The organism is Methylobacterium oryzihabitans, from assembly GCF_004004555.2.
Lineage (GTDB): Bacteria > Pseudomonadota > Alphaproteobacteria > Rhizobiales > Beijerinckiaceae > Methylobacterium > Methylobacterium oryzihabitans.
Genome location: NZ_SACP01000019.1, coordinates 1 through 25,259 on the forward strand (window position 1 = coordinate 1; position 25,259 = coordinate 25,259).

General features: G+C 74.3%; 26 protein-coding genes and 1 pseudogene. 14 read left to right on the forward strand and 13 right to left on the reverse strand.

The window, feature by feature from the left end; translation table 11 throughout:
• Together EOE48_RS18360 and EOE48_RS18365 are read right to left on the reverse strand one after the other, a co-directional pair.
• A pseudogene (locus tag EOE48_RS18360) lies at positions 1-195 on the reverse strand (c-type cytochrome); the annotation flags it as partial.
• 267 nt (positions 196-462) lie between these two features.
• Positions 463-1,947, reverse strand: a complete 1,485-nt coding sequence (locus EOE48_RS18365; protein ID WP_127731795.1) for a sigma-54-dependent transcriptional regulator — start codon at positions 1,945-1,947, stop codon at positions 463-465.
• A 302-nt stretch (positions 1,948-2,249) separates the two neighbouring features.
• On the opposite strand from EOE48_RS18365, the gene EOE48_RS18370 reads away from it, so the two are divergent.
• A complete protein-coding gene (locus tag EOE48_RS18370; RefSeq protein WP_127731797.1) occupies positions 2,250-4,115 on the forward strand; it encodes a M3 family oligoendopeptidase in 1,866 nt (621 codons plus the stop codon).
• Between the two features lie 75 nt (positions 4,116-4,190).
• Here EOE48_RS18370 and pyk read toward each other — a convergent pair whose 3' ends face one another.
• The 4 genes from pyk to EOE48_RS18390 are packed head-to-tail and all read right to left on the reverse strand — an operon-like array spanning position 4,191 to position 8,328.
• Positions 4,191-5,627: a pyruvate kinase gene (gene pyk / locus EOE48_RS18375; protein WP_127731799.1), complete on the reverse strand. Its 1,437-nt coding sequence runs from the start codon at positions 5,625-5,627 to the stop codon at positions 4,191-4,193.
• A gap of 25 nt (positions 5,628-5,652) precedes the next feature.
• Positions 5,653-6,102: a DUF1036 domain-containing protein gene (locus tag EOE48_RS18380; protein WP_127731801.1), complete on the reverse strand. Its 450-nt coding sequence runs from the start codon at positions 6,100-6,102 to the stop codon at positions 5,653-5,655.
• Positions 6,074-7,369 carry a glycerate kinase type-2 family protein gene (locus tag EOE48_RS18385; protein WP_127731803.1) on the reverse strand — a complete coding sequence of 432 codons (1,296 nt, stop codon included), beginning with the start codon at positions 7,367-7,369 and terminating at the stop codon, positions 6,074-6,076. The genes EOE48_RS18380 and EOE48_RS18385 overlap by 29 nt, the downstream gene beginning before the upstream one ends.
• Positions 7,370-7,392: 23 nt before the next feature.
• Positions 7,393-8,328, reverse strand: a complete 936-nt coding sequence (locus tag EOE48_RS18390) for a DMT family transporter (RefSeq protein ID WP_127731805.1) — start codon at positions 8,326-8,328, stop codon at positions 7,393-7,395.
• A gap of 199 nt (positions 8,329-8,527) precedes the next feature.
• On the opposite strand from EOE48_RS18390, the gene EOE48_RS18395 reads away from it, so the two are divergent.
• Together EOE48_RS18395 and EOE48_RS18400 are read left to right on the forward strand one after the other, a co-directional pair.
• Positions 8,528-9,304, forward strand: coding sequence for an N-formylglutamate amidohydrolase (locus EOE48_RS18395; RefSeq protein ID WP_127731807.1), 777 nt, complete (start codon positions 8,528-8,530; stop codon positions 9,302-9,304).
• A 29-nt stretch (positions 9,305-9,333) separates the two neighbouring features.
• Positions 9,334-9,639 carry a DUF1244 domain-containing protein gene (locus EOE48_RS18400; protein WP_127731809.1) on the forward strand — a complete coding sequence of 102 codons (306 nt, stop codon included), beginning with the start codon at positions 9,334-9,336 and terminating at the stop codon, positions 9,637-9,639.
• A 114-nt stretch (positions 9,640-9,753) separates the two neighbouring features.
• Here the strand turns inward: EOE48_RS18400 and EOE48_RS18405 are convergent, their stop codons facing one another.
• The 3 genes from EOE48_RS18405 to EOE48_RS18415 all read right to left on the reverse strand — a co-directional run bounded on the left by EOE48_RS18405 (position 9,754) and on the right by EOE48_RS18415 (position 12,346).
• A complete protein-coding gene (locus EOE48_RS18405; RefSeq protein WP_246154596.1) occupies positions 9,754-11,130 on the reverse strand; it encodes a sensor histidine kinase in 1,377 nt (458 codons plus the stop codon).
• A gap of 110 nt (positions 11,131-11,240) precedes the next feature.
• Complete coding sequence (locus EOE48_RS18410; RefSeq protein ID WP_127731813.1) at positions 11,241-11,918, reverse strand: response regulator transcription factor; 678 nt, start codon at positions 11,916-11,918, stop codon at positions 11,241-11,243.
• A 41-nt stretch (positions 11,919-11,959) separates the two neighbouring features.
• Positions 11,960-12,346, reverse strand: coding sequence for a PepSY domain-containing protein (locus EOE48_RS18415; RefSeq protein ID WP_127731815.1), 387 nt, complete (start codon positions 12,344-12,346; stop codon positions 11,960-11,962).
• Between the two features lie 149 nt (positions 12,347-12,495).
• Between EOE48_RS18415 and EOE48_RS29265 the strand changes: the two genes are divergently transcribed.
• The 11 genes from EOE48_RS29265 to EOE48_RS18465 all read left to right on the forward strand — a co-directional run bounded on the left by EOE48_RS29265 (position 12,496) and on the right by EOE48_RS18465 (position 21,850).
• Positions 12,496-12,663, forward strand: coding sequence for a hypothetical protein (locus tag EOE48_RS29265; protein ID WP_187371465.1), 168 nt, complete (start codon positions 12,496-12,498; stop codon positions 12,661-12,663).
• A gap of 107 nt (positions 12,664-12,770) precedes the next feature.
• Positions 12,771-13,055 (forward strand): hypothetical protein, encoded by a 285-nt coding sequence (locus EOE48_RS18420; protein ID WP_127731817.1) that lies wholly within the window; start codon positions 12,771-12,773, stop codon positions 13,053-13,055.
• Positions 13,056-13,083: 28 nt separating this feature from the next.
• Positions 13,084-13,815: a trypsin-like serine protease gene (locus EOE48_RS18425; protein WP_127731819.1), complete on the forward strand. Its 732-nt coding sequence runs from the start codon at positions 13,084-13,086 to the stop codon at positions 13,813-13,815.
• A gap of 95 nt (positions 13,816-13,910) precedes the next feature.
• Positions 13,911-14,777: a S1 family peptidase gene (locus tag EOE48_RS18430; protein WP_127731821.1), complete on the forward strand. Its 867-nt coding sequence runs from the start codon at positions 13,911-13,913 to the stop codon at positions 14,775-14,777.
• Between the two features lie 68 nt (positions 14,778-14,845).
• Entirely contained in the window at positions 14,846-15,235 is a 390-nt protein-coding gene (locus EOE48_RS18435) for a DoxX family protein (protein WP_127731823.1), read from the forward strand.
• 99 nt (positions 15,236-15,334) lie between these two features.
• Positions 15,335-16,372 (forward strand): sensor histidine kinase, encoded by a 1,038-nt coding sequence (locus EOE48_RS18440; protein WP_127731825.1) that lies wholly within the window; start codon positions 15,335-15,337, stop codon positions 16,370-16,372.
• A gap of 76 nt (positions 16,373-16,448) precedes the next feature.
• Positions 16,449-16,877 carry a SufE family protein gene (locus tag EOE48_RS18445; RefSeq protein WP_127731827.1) on the forward strand — a complete coding sequence of 143 codons (429 nt, stop codon included), beginning with the start codon at positions 16,449-16,451 and terminating at the stop codon, positions 16,875-16,877.
• A gap of 67 nt (positions 16,878-16,944) precedes the next feature.
• Positions 16,945-19,071 (forward strand): S9 family peptidase, encoded by a 2,127-nt coding sequence (locus EOE48_RS18450; RefSeq protein WP_127731829.1) that lies wholly within the window; start codon positions 16,945-16,947, stop codon positions 19,069-19,071.
• A 61-nt stretch (positions 19,072-19,132) separates the two neighbouring features.
• Entirely contained in the window at positions 19,133-20,512 is a 1,380-nt protein-coding gene (gene selA / locus EOE48_RS18455; protein WP_127731832.1) for an L-seryl-tRNA(Sec) selenium transferase, read from the forward strand.
• 174 nt (positions 20,513-20,686) lie between these two features.
• Positions 20,687-21,148 carry a MarR family winged helix-turn-helix transcriptional regulator gene (locus EOE48_RS18460; protein WP_127731834.1) on the forward strand — a complete coding sequence of 154 codons (462 nt, stop codon included), beginning with the start codon at positions 20,687-20,689 and terminating at the stop codon, positions 21,146-21,148.
• A 210-nt stretch (positions 21,149-21,358) separates the two neighbouring features.
• Positions 21,359-21,850, forward strand: a complete 492-nt coding sequence (locus EOE48_RS18465; RefSeq protein ID WP_127731836.1) for an NUDIX hydrolase — start codon at positions 21,359-21,361, stop codon at positions 21,848-21,850.
• Positions 21,851-21,853: 3 nt separating this feature from the next.
• Here the strand turns inward: EOE48_RS18465 and EOE48_RS18470 are convergent, their stop codons facing one another.
• Genes EOE48_RS18470 through EOE48_RS18485 form a run of 4 tightly spaced genes read right to left on the reverse strand, consistent with a single transcriptional unit; the run spans position 21,854 to position 25,210 of the window.
• Positions 21,854-23,212 (reverse strand): 8-oxoguanine deaminase, encoded by a 1,359-nt coding sequence (locus EOE48_RS18470; protein ID WP_127731838.1) that lies wholly within the window; start codon positions 23,210-23,212, stop codon positions 21,854-21,856.
• Complete coding sequence (hpxZ, locus tag EOE48_RS18475) at positions 23,209-23,613, reverse strand: oxalurate catabolism protein HpxZ (RefSeq protein WP_127731840.1); 405 nt, start codon at positions 23,611-23,613, stop codon at positions 23,209-23,211. Before hpxZ ends, EOE48_RS18470 begins: the two co-directional genes overlap by 4 nt.
• A complete protein-coding gene (locus EOE48_RS18480; RefSeq protein ID WP_127731842.1) occupies positions 23,610-25,013 on the reverse strand; it encodes an AtzE family amidohydrolase in 1,404 nt (467 codons plus the stop codon). Before EOE48_RS18480 ends, hpxZ begins: the two co-directional genes overlap by 4 nt.
• Entirely contained in the window at positions 25,010-25,210 is a 201-nt protein-coding gene (locus tag EOE48_RS18485) for a DUF4089 domain-containing protein (protein ID WP_127731844.1), read from the reverse strand. The genes EOE48_RS18480 and EOE48_RS18485 overlap by 4 nt, the downstream gene beginning before the upstream one ends.
• Positions 25,211-25,259 lie beyond the last annotated feature (49 nt).

Here is a 25,259-nt window from a genome sequence, read left to right on the forward strand (position 1 = left end):
AGCGCCGGGCTGCGGCACCGCAGCGCCGAGTTGCGGCGCGAGGCCGGCCTGCGACGCGGGCGGCGGACCCGCCGGGGACGTCGGCGTCGCGACGGCCGCCGGCACCGGCGCCTCCTGCGCGAAGGCGCCCGAAAGGCCGGGTTGTCCGGCCAGCAGCGCCGCGATCGCCGCGGCGGCCCTGCGCGTGGGCGCCATGCTCGTCTCCCGAAAGCGGCACCGGGACTCCGGCGCCGACACAACCATAACTCACAACGGCCGAGCCCGAGCGTGCGGCGACGCACGGCCTTGCGTGCGACGAGCGCGCCGTCTCGGGCGGCCCGGGCCGATCGATGATACCGACGCCCGCCCGACCGGCATCCGCCGTCCGGTGGAGGATCGGCCCGGCTCACCGGGCGCCAGACACGATCCTCCCGGCGAAATCATGGCTCCGGCCACGAGAGACTCTGCCGGGCGCCAGACCGCTCAGGCGGCGTCCTCGGCCTTCTCGTCGTCGAGGCCGAGGTCCTTCAGCTTGCGGTAGAGGGTCGAGCGGCCGATGCCGAGGCGGCGCGACACCTCCGACATCCGGCCGCGGTAGAACTGGAGCGCGTGGCGGATGATCTCGCTCTCCAGCCCCTCCATGGTCTTCATCTCGCCGGTCTCCTCCTCGACGAGGGAGAGGGCGTGGGGATCGCGGACCTCGACCCGCACCACCTCGCGTAAGGGGGCGGTGGTCGCCGGGTCGGGCAGGCTCGGGGCCGGCGGGATGCGGACCTCGAAGCCCTCGACATGCGCGGCGATCTGCGGGAACTCGGCGATGGTCAGCTCGTCGCCGTCGGCCAGCACCACGGCGCGGAACAGCGCGTTCTCGAGCTGGCGCACGTTGCCGGGCCAGTCGTAGCGGGCGAGCAGCGCCATCGCGTCGGGGGCGATGCCGCGCACCCGCTTGCCCTCCTCGGCCGAGAAGCGGGCGCAGAACGAGCGCACGAGATCCGGGATGTCCTCGCGCCGGGCCCGCAGGGGCGGCAGGGTCATCGGGAAGACGTTGAGGCGGTAGTACAGGTCCTCGCGGAACCGGCCCTGCTTGACGAGGTCGAGCAGCGAGCGGTTGGTGGCCGAGACCAGCCGGATGTCGACCCGCACGCTCTTGCGCCCGCCGACCGGGTCGACCTCGCCCTCCTGCAGCGCCCGCAGCAGCTTGACCTGGGCGTCGAGGGGCAGTTCGCCGATCTCGTCGAGGAACAGCGTGCCGCCCGACGCCTCGACGAACTTGCCGAGATGCCGCTCGGTGGCGCCGGTGAAGGCGCCCTTCTCGTGGCCGAACAGGGTCGATTCGACGAGGTTGTCGGGAATCGCCCCGCAATTCACCGTCACGAACGGCTTGCCGCGGCGCTCGCCCGAGCCCTGGATCGCGCGGGCCAGCACCTCCTTGCCGACGCCGGACTCGCCCTCGATCAGCACCGGGATGTTCGATTTCGCCGCCCGCTCGGCGAGCCGGATCACCCGGCCCATGTCGGGGCTCTTCGAGGCGAGATCCTTGAAGGTGAGCGCGCCCGAGGCGCGCCGGCGCATGCGCCGGATCTCGTCCTGGAGCTGGTCGACCTGGAGCGCGTTGCGGATCGAGACCTGGAGCCGCTCGGCGCCGGCCGGCTTGACCACGAAGTCGACGGCGCCGGCCCGCATCGCGTTGACGACCGCGTCGATCGAGCCGTTGGCGGTCTGGACGATCACCGGCACGTCGAGGGAGGCCTGGCGCATCTCGGCCAGCACCGCGAGCCCGTCGAGGCCGCCGGGCATCACGAGGTCGAGCAGCACCACCTCGACCGGGCTGTCCGGCGCCCGCAGCAGGCTCAGCGCTTCGGCGCCGCCCTCGGCCACCACCGCCTCGAAGCCGAGGCGCCGCACCATCGCCTCCGCGAGTCGGCGCTGCACGGGATCGTCGTCGACGATGAGGACCGTGGTCGGCATCTCGTTCCCTTCGCGGAGCGCGAGGCGCGCGGCGCCGGTGCTAGGCCGGAGGACCGGCGGGCTTCGCGGCGCTGTTTCGTTTCGAGCCGGATGCTGCGTCAGAAGCGTAAAGTCGTGCTTAACGTCAATCGCAAGTTTTCCCGCCGCCGGCCCGAGGCCCTGCGCGTCACGCGGGGACGCGCCCTGCGCGGCGGCGTCGCACCGGGGCCGGGGCGCCGCCGACGGTTGATTGGGGCAGGGGGGCGCCGATATGTCGGGCGGCCCAGCCCATCCGCGTTCCGAGCCAGAGGATTTCTCCGTCCATGTCGAGCCGAGCCCTGCCGCGCCGAGCCGCCGCGCCGTCGGAACTCCCCCTGAGCGCCGCCCTGGCCGCGGTCCGGGCCGTCGACCTCGGCCCGCTGCCGGAGTGGGACCTGTCGGACCTCTATGCCGGCCTCGACGACCCGGCCTTCTCCGCCGACCTCGCCCGGGCGGAGGCCGAGTGCCGGGGCTTCGCCGCACGGTATCGCGGCCGCATCGCCGACCTCGCGGCGGCCGGCGACGCGCACGAGCGCCTCGGCACCGCGGTCGCCGCCTACGAGGCGGTCGAGGACCTGCTCGGCCGGCTGATGTCCTTCGCCGGGCTCGTCTATTCCGGCGACACCACCGATCCGGCGCGGGCGAAGTTCTACGGCGACACCCAGGAGCGCCTCACCGCCGCCGCCGGCGACCTGCTGTTCTTCACCCTGGAGCTGAACCGGGTCGAGGACGGGCGCATCGACGCCGCCACCGCCCTGCCGCCGCTCGCCCGCTACCGGCCGTGGCTGGAGGACGTGCGCCGCGAGAAGCCGCACCAGCTCAGCGACGAGGCGGAGAAGCTGTTTCTCGAGAAGTCGGTCACCGGCCGGGCGGCCTGGAACCGGCTGTTCGACGAGACCCTGGCCTCCCTGCGCTTTCCCTTGCGCGGCGAGGAACTGCCGCTCGAACCGACCCTCAACAAGCTCCAGGACTCCGACGGGGCGGTCCGCCGGGAGGCGGCCGAGAGCCTCAGCCGGGTTTTTCGGGCGAACCTGCGCACCTTCACGCTCATCACCAACACGCTCGCCAAGGACAAGGAGATCGCCGACCGCTGGCGCGGATTCCGTGACGTCGCCGATTCGCGCCACCTCGCCAACCGGGTCGAGCCGGAGGTGGTCGAGGCGCTGGTCGCCGCCGTTCAGGGCGCCTATCCGCGGCTGTCGCACCGCTACTATCGCCTGAAGGCGAAGTGGTTCGACCGCGACAGCCTCGACTACTGGGACCGCAACGCGCCGCTGCCGCGGGTCGAGCAGCGCACGATCCCCTGGGCCGAGGCCCGCGAGACCGTGCTGTCGGCCTACGCGGCGTTCTCGCCCCGGATGGCCGAGATCGCGCGGCGGTTCTTCGACGGCAACTGGATCGACGCGCCGGTGCGCCCCGGCAAGGCGCCGGGCGCCTTCGCGCACCCGACCGTGCCCTCGGCCCACCCCTACGTGCTGGTGAACTACCAGGGCAAGCCGCGGGACGTGATGACGCTCGCCCACGAGCTCGGCCACGGCGTGCATCAGGTGCTCGCCGCCGGCAACGGTGCCCTGATGGCGCCGACGCCGCTGACGCTGGCCGAGACCGCGAGCGTGTTCGGCGAGATGCTGACCTTCCGGCGCGTCCTCGACACCCTCGCCGACCCGACCCAGCGCCGGGCGATGCTCGCCGCCAAGGTCGAGGACATGATCAACACGGTGGTGCGCCAGATCGCGTTCTACGCCTTCGAGCGCAAGGTCCACCTCGCCCGCCGCGAGGGCGAGCTGACCGCCGACCAGATCTGCGCGCTGTGGATGTCGGTCCAGGCCGAGAGCCTCGGCCCGGCGATCCGGCTCGATGCCGGCTACCAGCCGTTCTGGTCCTACGTCCCGCACTTCATCCATTCGCCGTTCTACGTCTACGCCTACGCGTTCGGCGACTGCCTCGTGAACTCGCTCTACGGCGTGTATTCCCGCGCGGAGGAGGGCTTCGTGGAGCGCTACTTTGCCCTGCTCTCGGCCGGCGGCGCCAAGCCGTACAACGAGCTGCTGGCCCCGTTCGGCCTCGACGCCCGCGATCCGGCCTTCTGGCAGATCGGCCTGTCGATGATCGAGGGGATGATCGCGGAGCTGGAGGCGATGGAGGCGTAGGGGACTCCCTGCGCTTGCTCCGAACCCTCCCCCCTCTGCGGGGGAGGGCTGCTGCGCTGCTCCGGCCTAGCCCCCTCACGCCTTGGCGGCGTGCTCCCGCGTCACCTCGGCGATGCGCACGAGGTTGGTGGCGCCGGGCGTGCCGAAGGGCAGGCCCGCCACCACGATCACCCGGTCGCCGACCACCGCGAAGCCCTCGCGCACCGCGAACTTGCAGGCGCGGAACGACATGTCGTCGATGTCGCTGGCGTCGTTGGTCACGATCGGGTGGGTGCCCCAGGCGAGCGCGAGGCGCCGGGCGGTCTCGCGCTTGGGGGTCAGCGCGATCACCGAGGCGTTGGGGCGCGAGCGGGCGAGCCGCAGCGCCGTCGAGCCGGAGGCGGTCCAGGCCATGATCGCGCCGAGGCCGAGGGTCTCGACGATCTGGTGGGCGGCCGCCGCGATGGCGTCGGAACTCGTCGGCTCGGGCGGCGTGCGCTGGGCGGTGATGATCGACCAGTAGATCGCGTCGCGCTCGACCTGCTCGGCGATGCGGTTCATCGTCGCGACCGCCTCGACCGGGAAGGCGCCCGACGCGCTCTCGGCCGACAGCATCACCGCGTCGGCGCCCTCGTAGACCGCGGTCGCGACGTCCGAGACCTCGGCCCGGGTCGGGACCGGGGCGGTGATCATCGATTCGAGCATCTGGGTCGCCACCACCACCGGCTTGCCGAGGCGGCGGGCGGCGCGGGTGATGCGCTTCTGCACGCCGGGCACCTGCTCCAGCGGCATCTCGACCCCGAGATCGCCGCGGGCGACCATCAGGCCGTCGGCGACCTCCATGATCGCGTCGAGGCAGCCGAGCGCCTGCGGCTTCTCGATCTTGGCCATCACCATCGCGCGCCCGCCGGCGATCGCCTTGACCTCGGCGACGTCCTCCGGGCGCTGCACGAACGACAGCGCGATCCAGTCGGCGCCGGCGGCGAGACCGGCATCGAGGTCGCCGCGATCCTTCTCGGTCAGCGCCGCCACGGGAATCGTGGTGTCGGGCAGCGACACGCCCTTGCGGTTCGAGATCCGCCCGCCGACGACGACCCGGGTGACGGCCCGCTCGGGCCCGACCTCGGTCACGGTGAGGCGCAGCTTGCCGTCGTCGATGATGACGGTGTGGCCGGGCTCCAGCGCCGACAGGATCTCGGGATGGGGCAGGTGGACCCGGGTGGCGTCGCCGGGCGCCGCGTCGCCGTCGAGGACGAAGCTCTGGCCGTTCTCCAGTATCGCCGCGTCGTCGGCGAAGCGGCCGACCCGCAGCTTCGGGCCCTGGAGGTCGACCAGCACCGCGATCGGCCGGCGCAGGCGCTGCTCGACCGCCCGGATCGTCGCCACGGTCTCGGCCAGCCGCTCCCGCGGCAGGTGGCTCATGTTGATGCGGAACACGTCGGCGCCGGCCTCGAACAGCCGGGCGATCATCTCGGGGTCGCTCGATGCCGGGCCGAGGGTCGCGACGATCTTGGTGCGGCGGGCGCGGGTCATGAGTATTCCGAAAGGGAGGGGGCGGTCAGGGGGCGGGGCGGCCGGGATCGGTGAGCTGGATCGTCCAGCTCTTCTGCTCGCCGGTATCGACCTCGAAGAAGCCGTTGCGGTCGTAGCCGCGCGCGAGGCAGTCGTCGACGCCCCGGATGGTGAATTCGCGGTCGCGGGTGCACATCAGCGAGCGCCCGCTCCACTCGCCGCCGCGGTCGTAGTCGACCGCGAAGACGTAGTAGTACCGGCCGGCGAGGGATCCCTTGAGCAGGGTCTCGCAGCCCTTGGAGGCGAGGTTCCACCACCCCTCCGTCACCCAGCCGCCGGCGTCGCGGTAGCCGAGGGCGACGCCGATGCGGCTCGCCGTCATGTTGCACAGGCGCAGGTCCGCCAGGGCCGGGGTCGCGCCCGCGAGGGCGAGCGCGAGGGCCGGGAGGGCGGCGCGGGTCAGGGTCTCAGCCAACCAGGATGATGCGGCAATCATTGACGTTGGTGCGGGTGGGCCCGGGGCGTACGAGGTCGCCGATCCGGTCGAAGAACGGGGTCGAGTCGTTGTCGTCCAGGCTCGCCCGCGGGTCCAGCCCGGCGGCGGCCGCGCGGGCGAGCGTCGTCTCGTCGACGATCGCGCCGGCCGGGTCGGTGGCCTCGCCGCGGCCGCCGTCGGTGCCGTCGGTGTCGGCCGACAGGGCGGCGATGCTCGGCGCCCCGTCGAGGGCGACCGCGAGCGCCAGCATGTATTCCTGGTTCGGCCCGCCCTGGCCCTCGCCGCGGATCGTCACGGTGAGCTCGCCGCCGGAGATCAGCGCGACCCGGCGGCCCTCCGCCGCCCGGGCGCGGGCGATGGCGGCGTGCTCGGCCGCGACCTCGCGGGCCTCGCCCTCGAGGTCGGCGCCGAGCAGCTCGGGCTCGTAGCCGGCGGCGCGCGCCGCCGTCGCCGCCGCGGTCAGCGCGTCGATCGGCCGGGCGATGATCCGGAACTCGGCACGGGCGAAGAGCGGGTCGCCGGGCTTGGGGCTCTCGTTGCCGCCCTCCGCCAGCAGGGCCGCCGCCGCCGGCGGCAGGGCGATGCCGCGGCGCTCGCAGATCGCCCTCGCGTCGGCGAGGGTCGTCGGGTCGGGCACGGTCGGGCCCGAGGCGATCACCGCCGGGTCGTCGCGCGGCACGTCGGAGATGGCGAGGGTCAGGAGCGAGCCGGCCTCGCGGGCGGCGCGGGCGAGGCGCCCGCCCTTGATCCGCGACAGGTGCTTGCGCACGCAGTTGATCTCGTCGATCGGCGCGCCCGAGCGCAGCAGCGCCCGGGTGATGCCCTGCTTCTCCGCGAGCGTCAGGTCGCCGGCCGGGGCGATCCAGTTGGCCGAGCCGCCACCCGACAGCAGCACCAGCACCGCGTCGTCCGCACCGGCCGAGGCGGCGAGATCCAGGCTGCGCCTCGTGGCGTCGATCCCGGCCTGATCCGGCACCGGATGGCCGGCCTCGATCACCGCGATCGACCCGGCCGGCTCGCCGTAGCCGTGGCGGGCGACCGCGAGGCCGACCAGCCGGTCGGGCCCGAGGCCGTGGGTCTCGCGGTAGTGCCGCTCGGCCACCGCCGCCATGCTCGCCCCGGCCTTGCCGGCGCCGAGGATCACCAGCCGGCCGGCCGGCGGCGGCGGCAGCGCCGGCACGAGGCAGCCGCGGGGATGGGCGGCGGTCACCGCGGCGTCGAGGAGGCGCAGCAGCAGGTCGCGGCGGGCATCGGAGGCGTCGGTCACGGAGCGTTTCCTCGTCGCGTCGTTCAGGAGCGGGAGCGGCGGGGCCGGGCGACCACGATGCCGAACAGGATCAGGCCGCCGCCGAGCCCCTGGGCCGGGGTGATCGCCTCGCCGAGGATCAGCCAGCCGAGGGCGGCCGCCGCCACCGCTTCGAGGAAGATCACCAGCGACGAGAACCCGGCCGGCAGGCGGCCCAGCGCCACCGAGAGCAGGCCCTGGCCGCCGACATGGCTGAGCAGCGCCAGCGCCAGCAGGGCGGCGACGCCGGTTCCGGTCCGCGGCAGCAGCGGCCCGCCGGCGACGAGCGCCACCGCGAGCAGCACCAGGGCGGTGACGCCGGTGGCGACGAAGGTCACCCGGGCGGCGCCGAGCCCGCGGGCGCGGGCGCGCTCGACGAACAGGAAGTAGAGGGCGAAGAACACCGCCGTGACCAGCCCGTCGCGGTCGCCGGCGAGGCGGCCGGGATCGACTTGCACCGACTGCCCGACCAGGGCGGCGCCGCCGGCGAGGCACAGGGCGAGCCCGGCGAGCATCCGCCCGCCCGGGCGCCGGCCGAGGCCGAGCCACGCGAACAGCACGACGAAGACCGGGGCGGTGGTGGCGAAGAAGGTCGCGTTGGCGACCGTGGTGCCGAGGATCGCCCGGTGCCAGAAGAACAGGTCGCCCGCGAAGGCGAGGCCCGCGAGCAGGGCCGACGGCGCGAGCCAGTGGCCGCGCAGGGCCGGCCGGCGCGCCTCCTCCCAGCGCATCCAGGCGAGGAGCGCGGGCAGCGCCAGGGCGACGCGCCAGAACGCGCTCGCGAACGGGCCGATCTCCGGGCTGACGACGCGCACGAAGATCGGCGAGATCCCCATCGCGACCGCACCGGCGATCAGGGCGGCCAGGGCCGGCCCGATGCCCTCGGCGCTGTCGCGGGGAGCGGCGTCGAGGCCGGCGGCGTCGGGGAGGGCGCGGGTCATGGAACGGGTCCGGCCGGAATCGGGGCGTCGGCAGCGACGGGTCGCGGTCAGCACTGGCGGTGGCCGTCAGCACTGGCGGTTGCCGCCAGCACTATGGCAACTCGCCGGCCCCGTCACCCCACCGGAGAGTCGGGGCCCGGCTGGCCGCTCCTCGGTCATTTGGGGTATGCGGGGCGCTCCCCTGTCCGGACCGGCCGCGATGCACCCTCCCCACCCCGTCGAGTCGATTCCCGGCGATCCGGCCTGCGGCGTGCTGCTGCTGTGCGACCACGCCTCGAACGCGGTGCCGGCCGACCTCGCCGATCTCGGCCTCGCGGCGCCGCATTTCGAGCGCCACATCGCCTACGACATCGGGGCGGCGGCGGTGACGCGCTCGCTCGCCCGCCGGCTCGGGGCGCCGGCCCTGCTCACCACCTTCTCGCGGCTCATCATCGACCCCAACCGCGGCCGCGACGACCCGACCCTGGTGATGCGGCTCTCGGACGGTGCGGTGGTCCCGGGCAACGCCCGCATCACGCCCGACGCGGTGGCGGCGCGGATCGCCCGGTTCTACGATCCCTACGACGCGGCGATCGTCGCGGCGATCGAGGCCGCCGAGGCGGCGGGGGCGCCGCCGGCGATCGTCACGATCCACAGCTTCACCCCGGCCTGGCGCGGCGTGGCGCGGCCCTGGGAGGTCGGGATCCTGTGGGACCGCGACGACCGCCTCGCCGGACCGCTGATCCGCGGCCTGAGCGAGGATCCGGCCGGGTTCACGGTCGGCGACAACCAGCCCTATGGCGGCGGGCTGCCCGGCGACACGATCGACCGCCACGCCATCGCCCGGGGCCTGCCGAACGCCCTGGTCGAGATCCGCCAGGACCTGATCGGCGACGAGGCCGGGGCCGAGGACTGGGCCGCGCGCTTCGCCGGCCTGCTCGCGCCCCTGATCGCGCCGCCGGCGCCCTTGACGCGGCCGGTGCCGCCGCCGACCTGAGCGGACGACGCAGCGAGGAGACGCAGCCGATGGACGGGATCGACGAGGCCACCCGCACCGAACTCGAAGCCGCGGTGTTCCGCCGGCTGGTGTCCCACCTCCAGGGGCGCACCGACGTGCAGAACATCGACCTGATGAACCTCGCCGGGTTCTGCCGCAACTGCCTGTCGAACTGGCTCAAGGACGCCGCCGACGCCCGCGGCCTGCCGCTGACCAAGGACCAGAGCCGGGAGGAGGTCTACGGCATGCCCTACGACGAGTGGAAGGCGCGCCACCAGAACGAGGCGAGCCCGGAGCAGCAGGCGGCGTTCGCCGCGAAGGCCGCGGGACATTGAGGGAGCCCGGGCGACCCTGAGCGGCCGCGGCCGCATGCCCGCCACCGAAGGTCCGAGCCGCCGACGCGTCGTCATCGGTCTCGGGAAGGCCCGGCCCGGACGAACCCGCCGACCCTACCCCGGCCCGCCCGGGCTCGCATCCCCCGGCACCTCGATGACGGCCTTGAGCCCGCCGAGGGAGCCGGCGTCGAGCCGCAGGCGGCCGCGGTAGAGGGCGGCGAGGTCGGAGACGATGGAGAGGCCGAGCCCCGAGCCGGGCTTGGTCTCGTCGAGGCGCTGACCGCGCTTGAGCACCGCGACGCGGGCCTCCGGCGGCAGGCCGGGGCCGTCGTCCTCGACCGTGACGATGAGGTGGGGATAGTCGCCCTTGCCGATCACCTCGGCCCGGATCGAGACCCGCGAGGCGGCCCATTTCGAGGCGTTGTCGACGAGGTTGCCGATCATCTCCTCGAAATCCTGGCGCTCGCCGCGGAAGCGCAGGCCCGGGGTGACGTGGGTGTCGTAGGCGAGGTCCTTGTCGCGAAAGATCTTGCCGAAGGTGCGGACCAAGGCGGCGACCACCGGCTCGACGTCGGTGAAGGTGCCGAGCGCCCCGGCGAGCGCCGCCGCCCGGGCGCGGTCGAGGTGGTAGTTGACCTGATCGCGCATCACCGCCGCCTGCTCGCGCACCTTCACCGCCAACTCGCTGTGGGCGTCGCCGGCCGAAGCCTCGTTGACGATGATGCTCAAGGGGGTCTTGAGGGCGTGGGCGAGGTTGCCGACCTGGGTGCGGGCGCGTTCCAGGATCTCGCGGTTGGTCTCGAGCAGCAGGTTCACCTCGCCGGCGAGCGGGGCGATGTCGCGCGGGTACTCGCCGGAGATGCGGTCGGCCTCGCCGCGGCGGATCGCCCCGAGCGCGGTGCGCAGCTTCAGGAGCGGCGCGAGGCCGAAGCGGATCTGCAGCAGGGTGGTGAGGCCGAGCGACAGGCCGAGCAGCGAGAAGGTGGTGGTGAGCGCGAAGGTGAAGCGGCGCATGTCCGCCTCGATCTCGTCGGAGGGGCCGGCGACCCGCACGAGGTAGCGGCCCTCCTCGCCGACGTCGACGCTGCGCTCGATGATCCGCAGCGGCCGCTCGTCCTGGGCCCGGCCGTAGCCCTTGCGGATCTGCCCGGCGCCGGATTCGCCGACGGCGTCGTCGGGCGGCGGCAGCGGCACCCCGACGAGGGAGCGCGAGGTGCGCAGGTCGCGCGGCCGGGCGTTCGGCCGGCCGACCTGCCAGTACCAGCCAGAGAGCGGCAGGTCGAAGCGCGGGTCGCCGAGCGAGCCGAAGGCGCGCGGGTCGGAATCGCCCGGCGAGACGAGGCTGGTGGCGAGGTCGTTGGCATAGACGATCAGGCGGCTGTCGAAGGCCCGTTCCGTGGTCTCGCGGTAGAGCGTCGAGAGGATCAGCCCGGCGACGAGCAGGATCAGGGCGCTCGACAGCAGCGCCGAGACCGCGAGGCGGACCGCGATCGAGCGCCGCCGCCACGGCCGCCACCGGCCGCGCCGGGCCGGTTCCGAGCCGAGGACGGTCCCGGCCGGTTCCGCCCCGGCCGGCGCGGCGTCCGGGCCCGACGCCGCGCTCACGCCTGCGGCCCGGGCCCGTTCGGATCGACGAGGTAGCCGAGGCCGCGCACGGTCTGGATCAGGTCGACGGCGAGCTTCTTGCGCAGGCGGCCGACGAACACCTCGATGGTGTTGGAATCGCGGTCGAAGTCCTGGTCGTAGAGGTGCTCGGTCAGCTCGGCCCGCGAGACGACGCGGCCGGCATGGTGCATGAGGTAGGACAGCAGCCGGTACTCGTGCGAGGTCAGCTTGACCGGGCTGCCGTCGACGAAGACCCGGCCCGAGCGGGTGTCGAGCACCACCGGCCCGGCGCTGATCTGGCTCGACGCGTGCCCGGCCGCCCGGCGCAGCAGCGCCCGCACCCGGGCGAGCAGCTCCTCCATGTGGAACGGCTTGGTGACGTAGTCGTCGGCCCCGGCGTCGAAGCCGTTGACCTTGTCGCTCCAGCGGTCGCGGGCGGTGAGGATGATGACCGGGGTCTTCACCTGCGCCCGGCGCCAGCCCGACAGCACCGAGACGCCGTCGGCCTTCGGCAAGCCCATGTCGAGGATGATGCAGTCGTAGGGCTCGGTCTCGCCGAGGAACGCGCCCTCCTCGCCGTCGAACGCCTTGTCGACGGCGTAGCCGGCCTGTTCCAGGGCGACGACCACCTGCCGGTTGAGATCCCGGTCATCCTCGACGACGAGCAGACGCACGGCGAGATGTCTCCTTGCGATCCGGGCCACGGCCCGAAACCCTACCACAGACCAGCGACCTTGCCCGACCGGGCATCGACCACGACGTGCACGAACTGTCCGTCCCGGCGCAAGGCGGTCATCATGTAGACCAGCGCTTCGTCCTTCTGGCACAGGCTCGCCCGCACGATCTCGGCCCGCGGCACCGCCGCCTGCGCCGCCCGGATCGCCGCGACCGGCGCGACCACCCGCTTGTCGGCCACCGCCTCGCGCAGGTCGCCCGGCGACAGGCAGTTCTGCGCCGCCTGGGGCGCGGCCCCCTGCGCCGTCTGCACCGGCGGGTCCTTGAGCGTCGCGGTCTCGGACGCGTCCTGCGCCGACGCGTACCAGCCCGCGGCGCCGAGGGCGCCGGCGAGGCCGAGAAGCGGGGCGAGAACGGTCTGACGCATGCCGGGAACCATCGGGGGAGGGCACTGAATGCGGCCTGAATGCGGGCCGCCGCGGGATCAAGCGCCAAGGTTCCGGAAAGGTTGCCAGGGCAGGCTGCATCCGGAGCCGCACGCGCCCGGTCCGAGCGCCGTTCCAGACGAGGTCATCCGTGAGCCACGACGCCAAGGCCGCCCCCCGCCCGACCCAGCCCCATGCCGCGGCCGGCGAGCCGACGCGGCCGCCCGTGGTCGCCTACAACCCGTATTTTCCGCCGCGTCCGGCCCCGCTGCCGGCCCGGACCGGGGAGGTCCGCGCCGTCCGCTGGCCCCGCGACTGACCGGAGCGGCGTAACGCCCGGTTAACCCTGCGGGCCGAGCCTGGATCCGCCACGCGCCCCGCGATTCGGCCGGCCGGAGCGGGGGCCGCAGCAGGGAGCCCGCGCCCGTGCCGTCCGTCCCGTTCCGCCCGCTCGCCGCCGCGGTGCTCGGTACCCTGCTCGCCGTCCCGCCCGCCGGCGCGCAGGAGGCGCAGGCGCCGCTGACGATCCGCGTCCGCCCCCTCGGCACCGCGGCGTTCGACGGGACGATCGATCCCGACGCCGCACTCGCCGCCCGCGCGGCGTTCGAGGCCCGGGTCACCGCGCGGGCCAACCGTGCCATCGCGTCGGTCTGCACCGGCTGCCTTGCCCCGGCGGGCCTGATCGAGGATTTTCTCGCCCGCGCGCCGTGATCCGGCCGCGCGGGGAGGGTCCGAACCGATGCGGTGTCTCTGGGCGGCCATGGGCCTGCTCGCCTCCGGCCTGCCGGCGCTCGCGGTCTCGGGCGGCGGGCCGGCGCCGGACGACCCCCTGGCCCGGTCGAGCGTGATGGTGCTGTCCTCCCGCGGCGGGGTGTGCTCGGGCGTCGTGGTCGGGCCCGACGCGGTGCTGACGGCTGGCCATTGCGCCGCGCCGGGCGCCGAGCACCGGGTGCATTTTCGCGACGAGGCCGGCGGCCCGGTGCTGGTGCCGCTCGCCGCCGCCGCGGTCCATCCCGGCTACGATGCCGGCGCCGTGGCCGCCCGGCGGCGCTCGATCGACCTCGCGCTCCTGCGCACCGCGACGCCGCTGCCGCCGCGCTTCTCCGCCGCGACCCTCGCGGATTCCGCGCCCGGTGCCGGGACCGAGACCCGGCTGGGGGGCTACGGCGTCGCGGCGCCCGGCGACGCCCGCAGCAGCGGCACGTTCCGCACCCTGCCCCTGCTGGTGGTCGAGCCCTACGGACCGAGCCGGATCCTGCTCTGGCTCAAGGGCGCGCGGCCCGCCGAGGGGGCCTGCACCGGCGATTCCGGCGGCCCGATCGCCCGCGACGGCCGCGTCGTCGCGGTGACGACCTGGGCCAGCGGCCGCGGCGGCTGCGGCGGCACCACCCAGGGCGTGCTCGTCGGCCCGCAGCGGGCCTGGATCGACCGCACGTTGGCAGGCTGGGGCGCGGCGGCGCGCTGGGAGTGAACTGCACACCAAACCGGGACCGCGCGGTGCGGAACTCTCCGCCCGGTGCGAGACTTCACTTGTCGAGCGTGGCCGCACGCTTCTAGGTTCGAGACATGCGCTCCCTGCTCTCCCTCCGCCGCTCCGCCCTCGCCGTCCTGGCGGCCGTTCCCCTCGCCGGCTGGTCCGCCGGGGCCGGGGCGGTGGTCCAGGGCGCCGTCTCCCGCGACCCTGACGGGCTGCGCGGCTCCGTCGTGCGGATCGAGAGCACCACCGGCGAGATGTGCTCCGGCTCGCTCATCAGCCCGGACCTCGTCCTCACCGCCGCCCATTGCGTCATGCATCAGGCCGGCTACTGGGTGGTCGCGACCGACCGCGGCTTCCGGCCGCGCCGCCTGCGCGCCGTCGCGGCGGCGATGCATCCCGACTTCGTGCCCGGCACCACGCCCGAGACCCAGCCCGGCATCGACCTCGCTCTCCTCAAGCTCAGCGAGCCGCTGGGCGGGGACTTCACCCCCCTCGACCTGCGCGGCGGCGAGATCTCGCCCGGCGACCCGGTCGAGATCGCCGGCTACGGCGTGGTCGCGGAGAACCGCCGCAGCACCGCCCGGGTGCTGCGCGAGGCGCGCCTCGTCTCCCTCGGCGAGCTGCAGGTCGCCAACACCGTGACGGTGGTCGCCGACCGGCGCGGCCGGGCCGAGACCGCCGGGGCGGGGGCCTGCCTCGGCGATTCCGGCGGGCCGATCCTGCGCGGGGGGCCGGGCGGCTACCAGCTCATCGGGGTGGTGAGCTGGTCGAGCGGCGCCGCCCAGCAGGGCCGGGTCCGCACCGCCTGCGGCGGCTTCACCGCCGTCACCCCGACGGCGCAGCACGCGAGCTGGATCGCCGCCCGCGCCGCCGACCTGTCGCGCTACATCCCCGGCGAGGGGGCTGCCCGCGGCCGCGCCCGCGCCAACCCGGCCGACTGGACCGGCATCCGCTGATCGCGCCACGAGCTTGACGGTTCGCGCGGGCGGCTCCTATCGAGGGGTCTCACGCCCTGGAGCCGTCGATGAGCCCGATCCTGATCACCGTCGCCCGCATCCTCGTCGTGGTGCTGTTCGTCGTCTCCGGCGCCGGCAAGGTGATGAACCCGGGCGGCGTGGGCGCGGCGGTCGCCGGCAAGGGCCTGCCCTACCCGCAGGTCCTCGCGTACCTCGCCATCGCGGCCGAACTCGGCCTCGGCCTGCTCATCGCCCTCGGCTTCTACGCCCGGGCGGCCGCCCTGCTGCTGGCGGTGTTCACCGCCGCCACCATCGTGCTGTTCCACGACTTCTGGCACATGACCGGCGACGCCCTGCGCCAGAACCAGATCCACGCGATGAAGAACCTGTCGATCATCGGCGGCCTCCTGATGATCTGCGCCGCCGGGCCCGGCCGCCTCGCGATCAACCAGCGCTGACGCAGGTGGACCCCGAGGTGGACGCCGGGGCGGAACGGCGGTAGGGCGGGAACGTTGAACGGCCTCCTGGGTCTCGAAGGGCAACGAAGGGTCGGCAGCATGGCCGCGGATGCAGCAGCGCCGGACGACAGCGGCACTCCCGGGCTGAGCGGCGAGGCGTTCCGCCGCTTCGCCGAGGGCGCCGGCCTGCTGATCTGGCACGCCGACACCGCCGCGCGCTGCCTCTACGTCAATCCCGCCTGGAGCCGCTTCCGCGGGCGCGCGGCCGCCGAGGAGGCCGATTCCGGCTGGCTCGACGGCCTGCATCCCGACGACCGCCCGGGCCACGCCGCCGCGATGGCGGCGGCCGGGACGAGCCGCGACCCGTTCACGGTCGAGTTCCGCCTGCGGCGCCACGACGGCTGCTACCGCTGGGTCCATTGCCACGCCCAGCCGCTGGTCGAGGCCGGGGAGGTGAAGGGCTATTTCGGCGCCTGCTTCGACATCTCGGAGCGCAAGGCCGCCGAGGAGCACGCCGCCCTGGCGCTGGCCGAGAAGGAGACCCTGCTCGCCGAGGTCTATCACCGGGTCCGCAACAACCTGCAGGTGATGGTGAGCCTGATCGGTCTCTACGGCCGTGCCGCCCACGAGGCGTGCCGCCCGGCCTTCGAGGCCCTGGGCCAGCGGGTGCGGGCGATCGCGCTGGTGCAGCAGCACCTGCACGAGGCGCCGCACATCGCCAGCATCGACCTCGCCGAGTATCTCGACCGCCTCGGCCACGGCCTCGCGCAACTGCGCCGCACCGGCCGGATCAACATCAAGGTCGTGGTCGGGCGCAGCGCCCTGCTGCCGCCGCGCACGGCCAACGCGCTGGGCATGATCATGGCCGAGATCGTCGCGGAATGCCTCGACGCCACCGCCGAGAGCGTCGCCTGCGCGATCACGGTGACCATCCCGGCTGACGCGGACCCGGTGCGGGTGCTGATCGTCTCCAGCGGCGGCACCGGGCAGGCGGCCCCGGCCTCGGTGCCGCGCCTCGGCCCCCGGCTGATCGCCGCCTACGCCGCCCAGGCCGAGATCACCGCCACCGGTCAGGCCACCGCCGAGGCGCCGCTGGAACTGACCCTGCCGGCCGACACCACCCTGCGGGCGCCCTGAGCCCGGCTGGCCGGCGGCGGCGCCGCCACCTATATCCTGGCCATCCCACCGATTCTTCGCGCCGCCAGGGTCATCCATGCTGCCGCCCATCGACGAGATCGTGTCGAACTTCGAGTTCCTGGACGAGTGGGACGACCGCCACCAGTACCTCATGGAACTGGGCCGCAAGCTGCCGCCGATGCCCGAGGAGGCTCACAGCGAGGCCAACCGCGTCCGCGGCTGCGCCAGCCAGGTCTGGCTGGAGACGCGGGTCGACCGCTCCGGCCCCGAGCCGCGGCTGAACTTCCTCGGCGACAGCGACGCCCACATCACCAAGGGCGTGGTGGCGGTGCTGATCGCGTTCTTCGACGGCCGCACCGCCCGCGACGCCCGGGAGGCCGACGCCCTCGCCCTGTTCCGCCGCCTCGGCCTGTCCGAGCACCTCACCGCCCAGCGCTCCAACGGCGCCCGGGCGATGATGGAGCGGATCCGGGCCGATGCCGAGCGGGTGGCGGTGGCGGCCTGACCTCCCCTTGCCGCGGGCCCGGGCGCGCGGCACATGGCACGGGATCGACGCTCGCCCGGTTGCCCGCATGACCCTGCTCCGCCCCTCCGCCTCCGCCCCCGTCGCCCCCGCCCGCCCGGCGCCGTTCACGGTGCACGGCCGCACCATCGCGGACGACTACGCCTGGTTGAAGGCGGCGAACTGGAAGGAGGTGCTGAAGGACCCGGCGGCGCTGCCGGCGGAGATCCGCACCTACCTGGAGCAGGAGAACGCCTACGCCGAGGCGGCGCTGGCCGGTACGGGATCGCTGCGCGAGACGCTCGTCGCCGAGATGCGCGGGCGCATCCGCGAGGACGACGGCGCGGTGCCGGAGACCGACGGGCCGTTCGCCTACTACACCCGCTACCGCGAGGGCGGGCAGCATCCCCTGGTGTGCCGGCGCGACAGCGCCGGGATCGCCGGCATCGCGGTGGCGGATCTCGGCGGCGCGGGCGAGACGATCCTCATCGACGGCGACCGGGAAGGGGAGGGGCTCGCCTTCTTCAGCCTCGCGGGCGCGGCGCACTCGGACGACCACGCCCTGCTCGCCTGGAGCGCCGACACCAAGGGCTCGGAACTCTACACCATCCGGGTCCGCGACCTCGCCACAGGCACCGATCGCGACGAGACCGTGGTGGCGACCTCCGGCGAGGCGGTGTGGAGCGCCGACGGCACGGCGTTCTGGTACGTCGCCGTGGACGAGAACCACCGCCCGGCCAAGGTGATGCTGCACCGCCTCGGCACGCCGCAGAGCGAGGACGAGACGGTCTACACCGAGCCGGATTCCGGCTTCTTCGTCCATATCGACCAGACCCAGTCCGGCGCCTTCCTCACCATCACGGCGAGCGACCACGAGACCGCCGAGGTCCACCTCGTCGACCGCGCCCGTCCCGGCGACCGGCTGCGGACGGTGTCGGCGCGCGAGCCGAAGCTGATCTACTCGGTCGAGCATCGCGGCGACGAGCTGATGATCCTCACCAACGCCGACGGCGCCGAGGACTTCAAGATCGCGGTGGCGCCGCTCGCCGATCCCGGCCGGGCGCGGTGGCGCGACCTGATCCCGCACCGGACCGGCGTGATGATCCGGTTCCAGCACGTGCTGGCGCGCCACCTCGTGCGGCTCGAACTGGAGAACGCCCGCCCGCGGCTGATCGTGCGCGAGGCCGAAACCGGCGCCGAGCACACCGTCGCCTTCGCCGAGGAGGCGTACTCGCTCGGCCTGTCGCCGGGCTACGAGTTCGACACCGACACGATCCGGTTCAGCTACTCGTCGATGACGACGCCGGCCGAGACCTACGACTACGACCTCGCCACGCGGGAGCGCACCCTGCGCAAGCGCCAGGACGTGCCGAGCGGCCACGATCCGGCGAACTACGTCACCCGGCGCCTGTTCGCCACCGCGCCGGACGGCGAGAGCGTGCCGATCTCGCTGCTGCACCGCCGCGACCTGCCGTTGGACGGTTCGGCGCCGCTGCTGCTCTACGGCTACGGCTCCTACGGCTCGCTGATGTCGGCGGCGTTCCGCACCAACCCGCTCTCGCTGGTCGACCGCGGCTTCGTCTACGCCATCGCCCATATCCGCGGCGGCACCGAGAAGGGCTGGCGCTGGTACCTCGACGGCAAGCGCGAGAAGAAGCCCAACACCTTCTCGGACTTCGTCGCCTGCGGGCGGGCGCTGGCCGAGGCCGGCTACACCCGGCCCGGCCGCATCGTCGCCCATGGCGGCAGCGCCGGCGGCATGCTGATGGGAGCGGTGGCCAACCTCGCGCCGGAACTCTTCGCCGGCATCGTCGCCGACGTGCCGTTCGTCGACGTGCTCAACACGATGCTCGACGGCGAGTTGCCGCTGACCCCGCCGGAATGGCCCGAATGGGGCAATCCCGGCGCCGACCCGGCCGCCTTCGAGACCATCCTGTCGTACTCGCCCTACGACAACGTGCGGCCGGTCTCCTACCCGGCGATCCTCGCGCTCGGCGGTCTCACCGACCCGCGGGTGACCTACTGGGAGCCGGCGAAGTGGGTCGCGCGCCTGCGCGCCACGATGACCGGCGGCGGCCCGGTCCTGCTGCGCATCAACATGGAGGCCGGCCACGGCGGCGCCGCCGGCCGCTTCGACCGGCTGGAGGAGGTCGGGCTGATCTACGCCTTCGCGCTGGCGGCGGTGGGGCTGGCCTGAGCGACCTGGTTGCCGGCGGACCGAATCGTCGGCGGCTCCCGCCCCCATGGTCCGGATCCCGATGACCGACGCCCCGCCCACCCCCCGCTTGCCCGCGGTCGAGCGCCTGCTCGGCCATCCCGACCTCGCGGTCGCGATCCGCGACCACGGCCGCAGCCTCGTCACCGAGGCGGTGCGGGCGGTGGTCGCCGAGGCGCGGGAGCGAGGGGAGGGGGGCGAGCCGGACGCGCTGGCGGCCGCCGCCCTGCGGCAGGTCGGGCGCTGGCTGTCGCCGTCGCTGCGGCCGGTGTTCAACCTCACCGGAACGGTGCTGCACACCAATCTCGGCCGCGCCCTGCTGCCGCCGGAGGCGGCCGAGGCCGTCGCGGCCGTCATGACCCGGGCGAGCAACCTCGAATTCGACCTCGCCACCGGGCGCCGGGGCGAGCGCGACGGCCACGCCGAGGCGCTGATCGCCCGCCTCACCGGCGCCGAGGCGGCGACGGTCGTCAACAACAACGCCGCCGCGGTGCTGCTGGTGCTCAACGCCCTCGCGTTGCGCCGCGAGGTGCCGGTGTCGCGCGGCGAACTGGTCGAGATCGGCGGCTCGTTCCGGGTCCCGGACGTGATGGCCCGGGCAGGCAGCCGCCTGCGCGAGGTCGGCACCACCAACCGCACCCATCTGCGCGACTACGAGGAGGCGATCGGCCCGCGCACCGGCCTCGTCATGCGGGTCCACCCGAGCAACTACGAGATCCGCGGCTTCACCGCGGCCGCCGACGACGCGGCGCTCGGCGCCCTGTGCCGGGCGCGCGGCCTGCCCTTCGTCGTCGATCTCGGCAGCGGCAGCCTGATCGACCTGTCGGGCTACGGCCTGCCGCGGGAGGCGACCGTCGCCGAGACCCTGCGCCACGCCGACCTCGTGCTGTTTTCCGGCGACAAGCTCCTCGGCGGGGTGCAGTGCGGGATCGTCGCCGGGCGCCGTGACCTCGTCGCCCGGGTCCGCCGCAACCCGCTCAAGCGGGCGCTGCGGGTCGACAAGATGACGCTGGCGGCCCTCGAGGCGGTGCTGCGGCTCTACCTCCAGCCCGAACACCTCACGACCCGGCTGCCGACCCTGCGGCTGCTCACCCGGCCGGCCGACGAGATCCGCGCCCAGGCCGAGCGCCTGGGCCCGCCGGTCGCCGCGGCCCTCGGCGGCCGCGGCACGGTCGCGGTCGAGGCGTGCCGCAGCCAGATCGGCTCCGGGGCCCTGCCGGTCGAGACCGTGCCGAGCGCCGCCCTGGTGCTGCGCCCGCCCTCCGGGCGGCCGGGCTCCTGGCCCGCGCGGGCGGCCGCCGCCCTGCGCGCCCTGCCGGTCCCGGTGATCGGGCGGGTCGGCGACGGTGCGGTGCGGCTCGACCTGCGTACCCTCGACGACGAGGACGGCTTTCTCGGCCAGTGGTCCCGGCTGGCGCTGTGAGGCGGCCGCGGGCGGCGCGTTGCCCCTGTGCCGCTTCGGGATCCAAGTCGTTCCGTGCCGGACACATGCTCAGGACGCGGTTCAGATCACGGAGATTTTATGATAACGGTACTCGATACGTCCGGGTGCGCGTCGGTCCGGCCAGTTCCGGCGGCGATTGGTGATGGTGTGTGCATGAACTCTCTTGAGCCCGTTTCTCCAGGCGTCGATCTGCTCCGCCTCGATAATCAGCTCTGCTACGCCCTCTATGCCGCCTCCCACCGGATGACGAAGTGCTACCGGCCGCTGCTGGAACGCCTCGGACTCACCTATCCGCAATACCTCGTCCTGATCGTGCTGTGGGAGAGCGACGGCCTCACGGTGTCGGAGATCGGCCGCCGGCTGCGGCTCGATTCCGGCACGCTGACGCCGGTGCTCAAGCGCCTGGAGGCCGCCGGCTTCGTGCGCCGGACCCGGCGCCAGGAGGACGAGCGCGAGGTCGAGATCAGCCTGACCGAGCAAGGGGCGGCCCTGCGCCAGGAGGCGGTGGGCGTGCGCCGCGAGGTGGTGCGCCAGATCAGGATGTCGGAACGCGAGATCGCGGTGCTGCGCGGCCATCTCGACGAGCTGATCGGCGCCCTGAGCGGCGAGGGGTGACCCGCCCGGCGGGATCCGCAGCCGCCGGAGGTTAGCCGGTTAACAATTTCGCCTTGAAGCGCCCGGGCGCCTCGTCCTAAGGGGAGGGGCCGCTGCGCTCCGGTCGGGTCCCGACCGCGCAGGCGGCACCGGATGTGCGATTCGCGACGTGACCGAACCTTTCCTCGACAGCGGCGACGAACCGGGCCTGCCGACGGGCGTTGGCGGCGCATGAAGAGCCTGCGGACCCTGACCGGCCTCGCGGCGACGTGGACCGGCACCGAGACGGTGGCCCGGCTTCAGGTCGGCGTGCTGCCGACCCGGCCCGACCCCGAGGGCGGCGGCCTTCAGGTGCTGCTCATCACCTCCCGCGAGACCCGGCGCTGGGTGATCCCGAAGGGCTGGCCGATGAAGGGGCTGAAGCACCCCGACGCCGCCGCCCGGGAAGCCTACGAGGAGGCCGGCCTGATCGGCCGGGTCGATAAGCGGGCGATCGGCAGCTACTTCTACGACAAGCGCCTGAAGAGCCGCGACACCGTGCTGTGCCAGGTCCAGGTCTACCAGCTCGAGGTCCGCAAGCAGCTCGCGACCTGGCCCGAGCGGCACGAGCGCGAGAGCCGCTGGTTCGGCGTGCCGGAGGCCGCCGAGGCGGTGACCGAGGCCGGGCTTGCCGCCCTCATCCGGGCCGCCGGCGCCCGCCGCAAGGGCTCGCGCAAGAAGTAGCGATCAGGCCGCGCCGAACAGGGCCAGGGCGGTGCGGTGGTGCGCCTCGCGCAGGGCGCCGGTATCGATTCCGACCGGCGCGCCGTCCACCACCCGCCAGCGCCCCGCCACCATCACCCGGTCGGCGCGGCTCGCGCCGCACAGCACCAGGGCGGCGAGCGGGTCGTGGGCGCCGGAGAAGCGCAGGTCGTCGAGGGTGAACAGGGCGAGGTCGGCCTCGCGGCCCTCGTCGATCCGGCCGATGTCGTCGCGGCCGAGGCAGCGGGCCGAGCCCTCGGTCGCCCAGCGCAGGGCGTCGCGGTGGCTCACCGCCTCCGCCCCGTAGGTGAGCCGGCCGAGCATCAGGGCGTGGCGCACGCTCTCGATGAGGTTCGAGGCGTCGTTCGAGGCCGAGCCGTCGACCCCGAGCCCGACCGGGCTGCCGGCGGCCTCCAGTTCGCAGGTGCGGCAGCGGCCCGAGGCCAGCACCATGTTCGAGGTCGGGCAGTGGCAGATCCCGACCCCGGCCCGCCCGAGCCGGGCGACCTCGCCGTCGTCGAAATGGATGCCGTGGGCGAGCCAGGTCCGGCCGGAGAGCCAGCCGACCTCGTCGAGGTAGTCGACCGGCCGCATCCCGAAGACCTCCAGGCAGTAGGCGTCCTCGTCCCGGGTCTCGCCGAGATGGGTGTGCAGGCGGCAGCCGTGCCGCTCGGCCAGCGTCGCGCTGTCGCGCATCAGCCGCCGCGTCACCGCGAAGGGCGAGCACGGGCTCAGCGCCACCTGCACCATCGCGCCGGGGGCGGGATCGTGGAACAGGCCGAGCACCCGCTCGCAATCGGCCAGGATGGTATCGTCGTCCTGGGTCAGCGCCTCCGGCGGCAGGCCGCCGTCGCGCTCCGACAGGCTCATCGAGCCGCGGGTGACGCAGGCGCGGATGCCGAGCGCCCGCGCCTCCTCGACCTGGATGTCGATGGCCCGCTCCAGCCCGCGCGGAAACACGTAGTGGTGGTCGGCCGCGGTGGTGCAGCCGGAGAGCAGGAGTTCGGTGTAGGCCAGCCGGCAGGCAAGCCGGAACGCCTCCGGGTTCAGTGCCGCCCAGACCGGGTAGAGCGCCTTCAGCCACGGGAACAGCGGCTTGCCGAGCGCCGCCGGGTGGGCCCGGGTCAGGGTCTGGTAGAAGTGGTGGTGGGTGTTGACGAGGCCCGGGATCACGACGTGGCGGGACGCATCGAACACCGCGTCGACCGGGCCGGCCGGCCGCGCCCCGCCGGCGACGCGCTCGACGATGCGCGACCCCGCGACCACGATCCCGCCCGCGGCCCCCTCGGCGAGGATCGCCAGGGGATCGCGCAGCCACAGCCGGGTTCCGGCCGCCGGGGTCATGCGCCGGCGCCCTCCGGGTCCGGGATCACGCTGACATGGGCGGCGACGACCTTCCAGCCGTCGGGGAAGCGCCGCCAGGTCTGGCTCTGCCGGCCGACCGCGCCGGGATTGCCTTCGCGGTGGAACAGGGTCATGGCGGTGGCGCAATCGCGCCCGTGGGTGGTGATGACGGTGCGCGACAAGGTGCGGGCGAGTCCGGCCGGGGAGCGCGCGCGGCGGAAGGCCCGGATCGCCTCCATGCCGTACAGGTTCTCGCCGCCGCCATACCGGATGGTGCGGGGATCGTCCCAGAACAGGGCTTCGAGGGTCGCGACGTCGTTGCCGACCAGCGCCGCCTCGTAGGCCGCGAACGCGGCCTCCACCTCGGCCTTCACGGCGGGATCGTCGGTCTCGGTGGTCATGCGGCCTCCTGCGGCGGGCTCTCCATTCCCACCGCCACCGGGGCCCGCGCAAGCCCCGCCGCCTCCAGCGCCCGGGCGACCCGCAGCGCCCGGTCCTCCCGCCAGGGCGCCGCCACCACCTGGACGCCGACCGGCAGCCCGGCCTCGGGCCAGACCGGCACCGCCGCCACCGGCAGCCCGATGAACGAGAGCGGCTGGGTGAACACGCCGATATTCGGCCGCAGCGGCATCGCCACCCCGTCGAGGACCAGGGTGGTCTCGCCGCCGCGGGGTGCCCGGCACGGGGTGGCGGGGGCGAGGACCACGTCGACGGTCTCGAACAGGGCGGCGACCGCGCCGGCATACCAGCGCCGGAACTTCTGCGCCCGCTCGACCAGCGGCGCCGGGATCATCGCCCCCGCGAGCAGCCGGTCGCGCACCGCCGGGTCGAAATCCGCGGCCCGCGTCCGCAGGCGGTCGAGGTGGAGCGCGGCGCCCTCCGCCGCCGAGATGACGTAGGCTGCGGCCCGCGCCCGCGCGGCTTCCGGGATCTCGACCACCGCCGCGGCCCCGAGGGCCTCGGCGGCCCGGCGCACGGCCTCGAACACCTCCGGGTCGCCGCCGCGGGCGAAGTAGCCGCCGGCGACCGCGATGCGCAGGTCCCCGGTGCCGGCCTCCAGCCCGGGCAGGACCGGCTCGGCCGGCCGGCGGGTCGCCACCGGGTCGTCGGGGTCGGGGCCCTGCATCGCGTCGTAGGCCAGGGCGAGGTCGCGGGTGCTGCGGGCCATCGGCCCGAGATGGTCGAGGCTGCCGACGAACGGGAAGCTGCCGGCCCGGCTCAGGCGGCCGTAGGTCGGTTTGAGGCCGAAGCAGCCGCAGAAGGCCGAGGGCACCCGGATCGAGCCGTTGGTGTCGGAGCCGAGCGTCAGCGGCACCAGGCCGGCGGCCAGCGCCGCCCCGGAGCCGCCGGACGAGCCGCCGCTCATGTGGGCGAGGTCGTGCGGGTTGCGGCTCGGGCCGTCGTGGACGTTCTCGCCGGTGAAGTCGTAGGCGTACTCGCCCATGTTGAGGGCGCCGACGAGGATCGCGCCCGCCGCCTCCAGCCGGCGCACCAGGGCGCCGTCGCGCCCGGCCGGCGGGCGCTCGCGGTTGATGCGGCTGCCGGCCCGGGTCGGCAGGCCGGCGACGTCGAACAGGTTCTTGACCGCGAACGGCACCCCGGCGAGCGGACCGACGGGCTCGCCGCGGGCGAGGCGGGCGTCGAGGGCGTCGGCGGCCGAGAGGGCGCGCTCGCCGGTCACGTCCGTGAAGGCGTTGACCCGCCCGTCGAGGGCCGCGATGCGGGCGAGGGCGTCGGCGACGGCGGCGCGGGCGGTGAGCCGCCCGGAGGCGACGGCATCGGCGATCTCGGCCGCGGTCACGGCGCGGCCTCGAAGACCGGGGCCGCCTCGGCCTCGTCGGGCAGGGCGAAGCCGTCGAAGCGCGCGCCCGCGGCGAGGATCGCCGACAGGTGGGCGACCACCCCCTCGTGCCAGTCCGGGGCGATCGCGAGGCCGAGGAGCGGCGCGGCGGCGTCGACGTAGGCGCCGAGGGCGGCGGGATCGGGGGATGGAGACATCGGGGCCCTCGGACACGCGGCACGGTTCGGCGCTGCCCGAGGCAAGGAC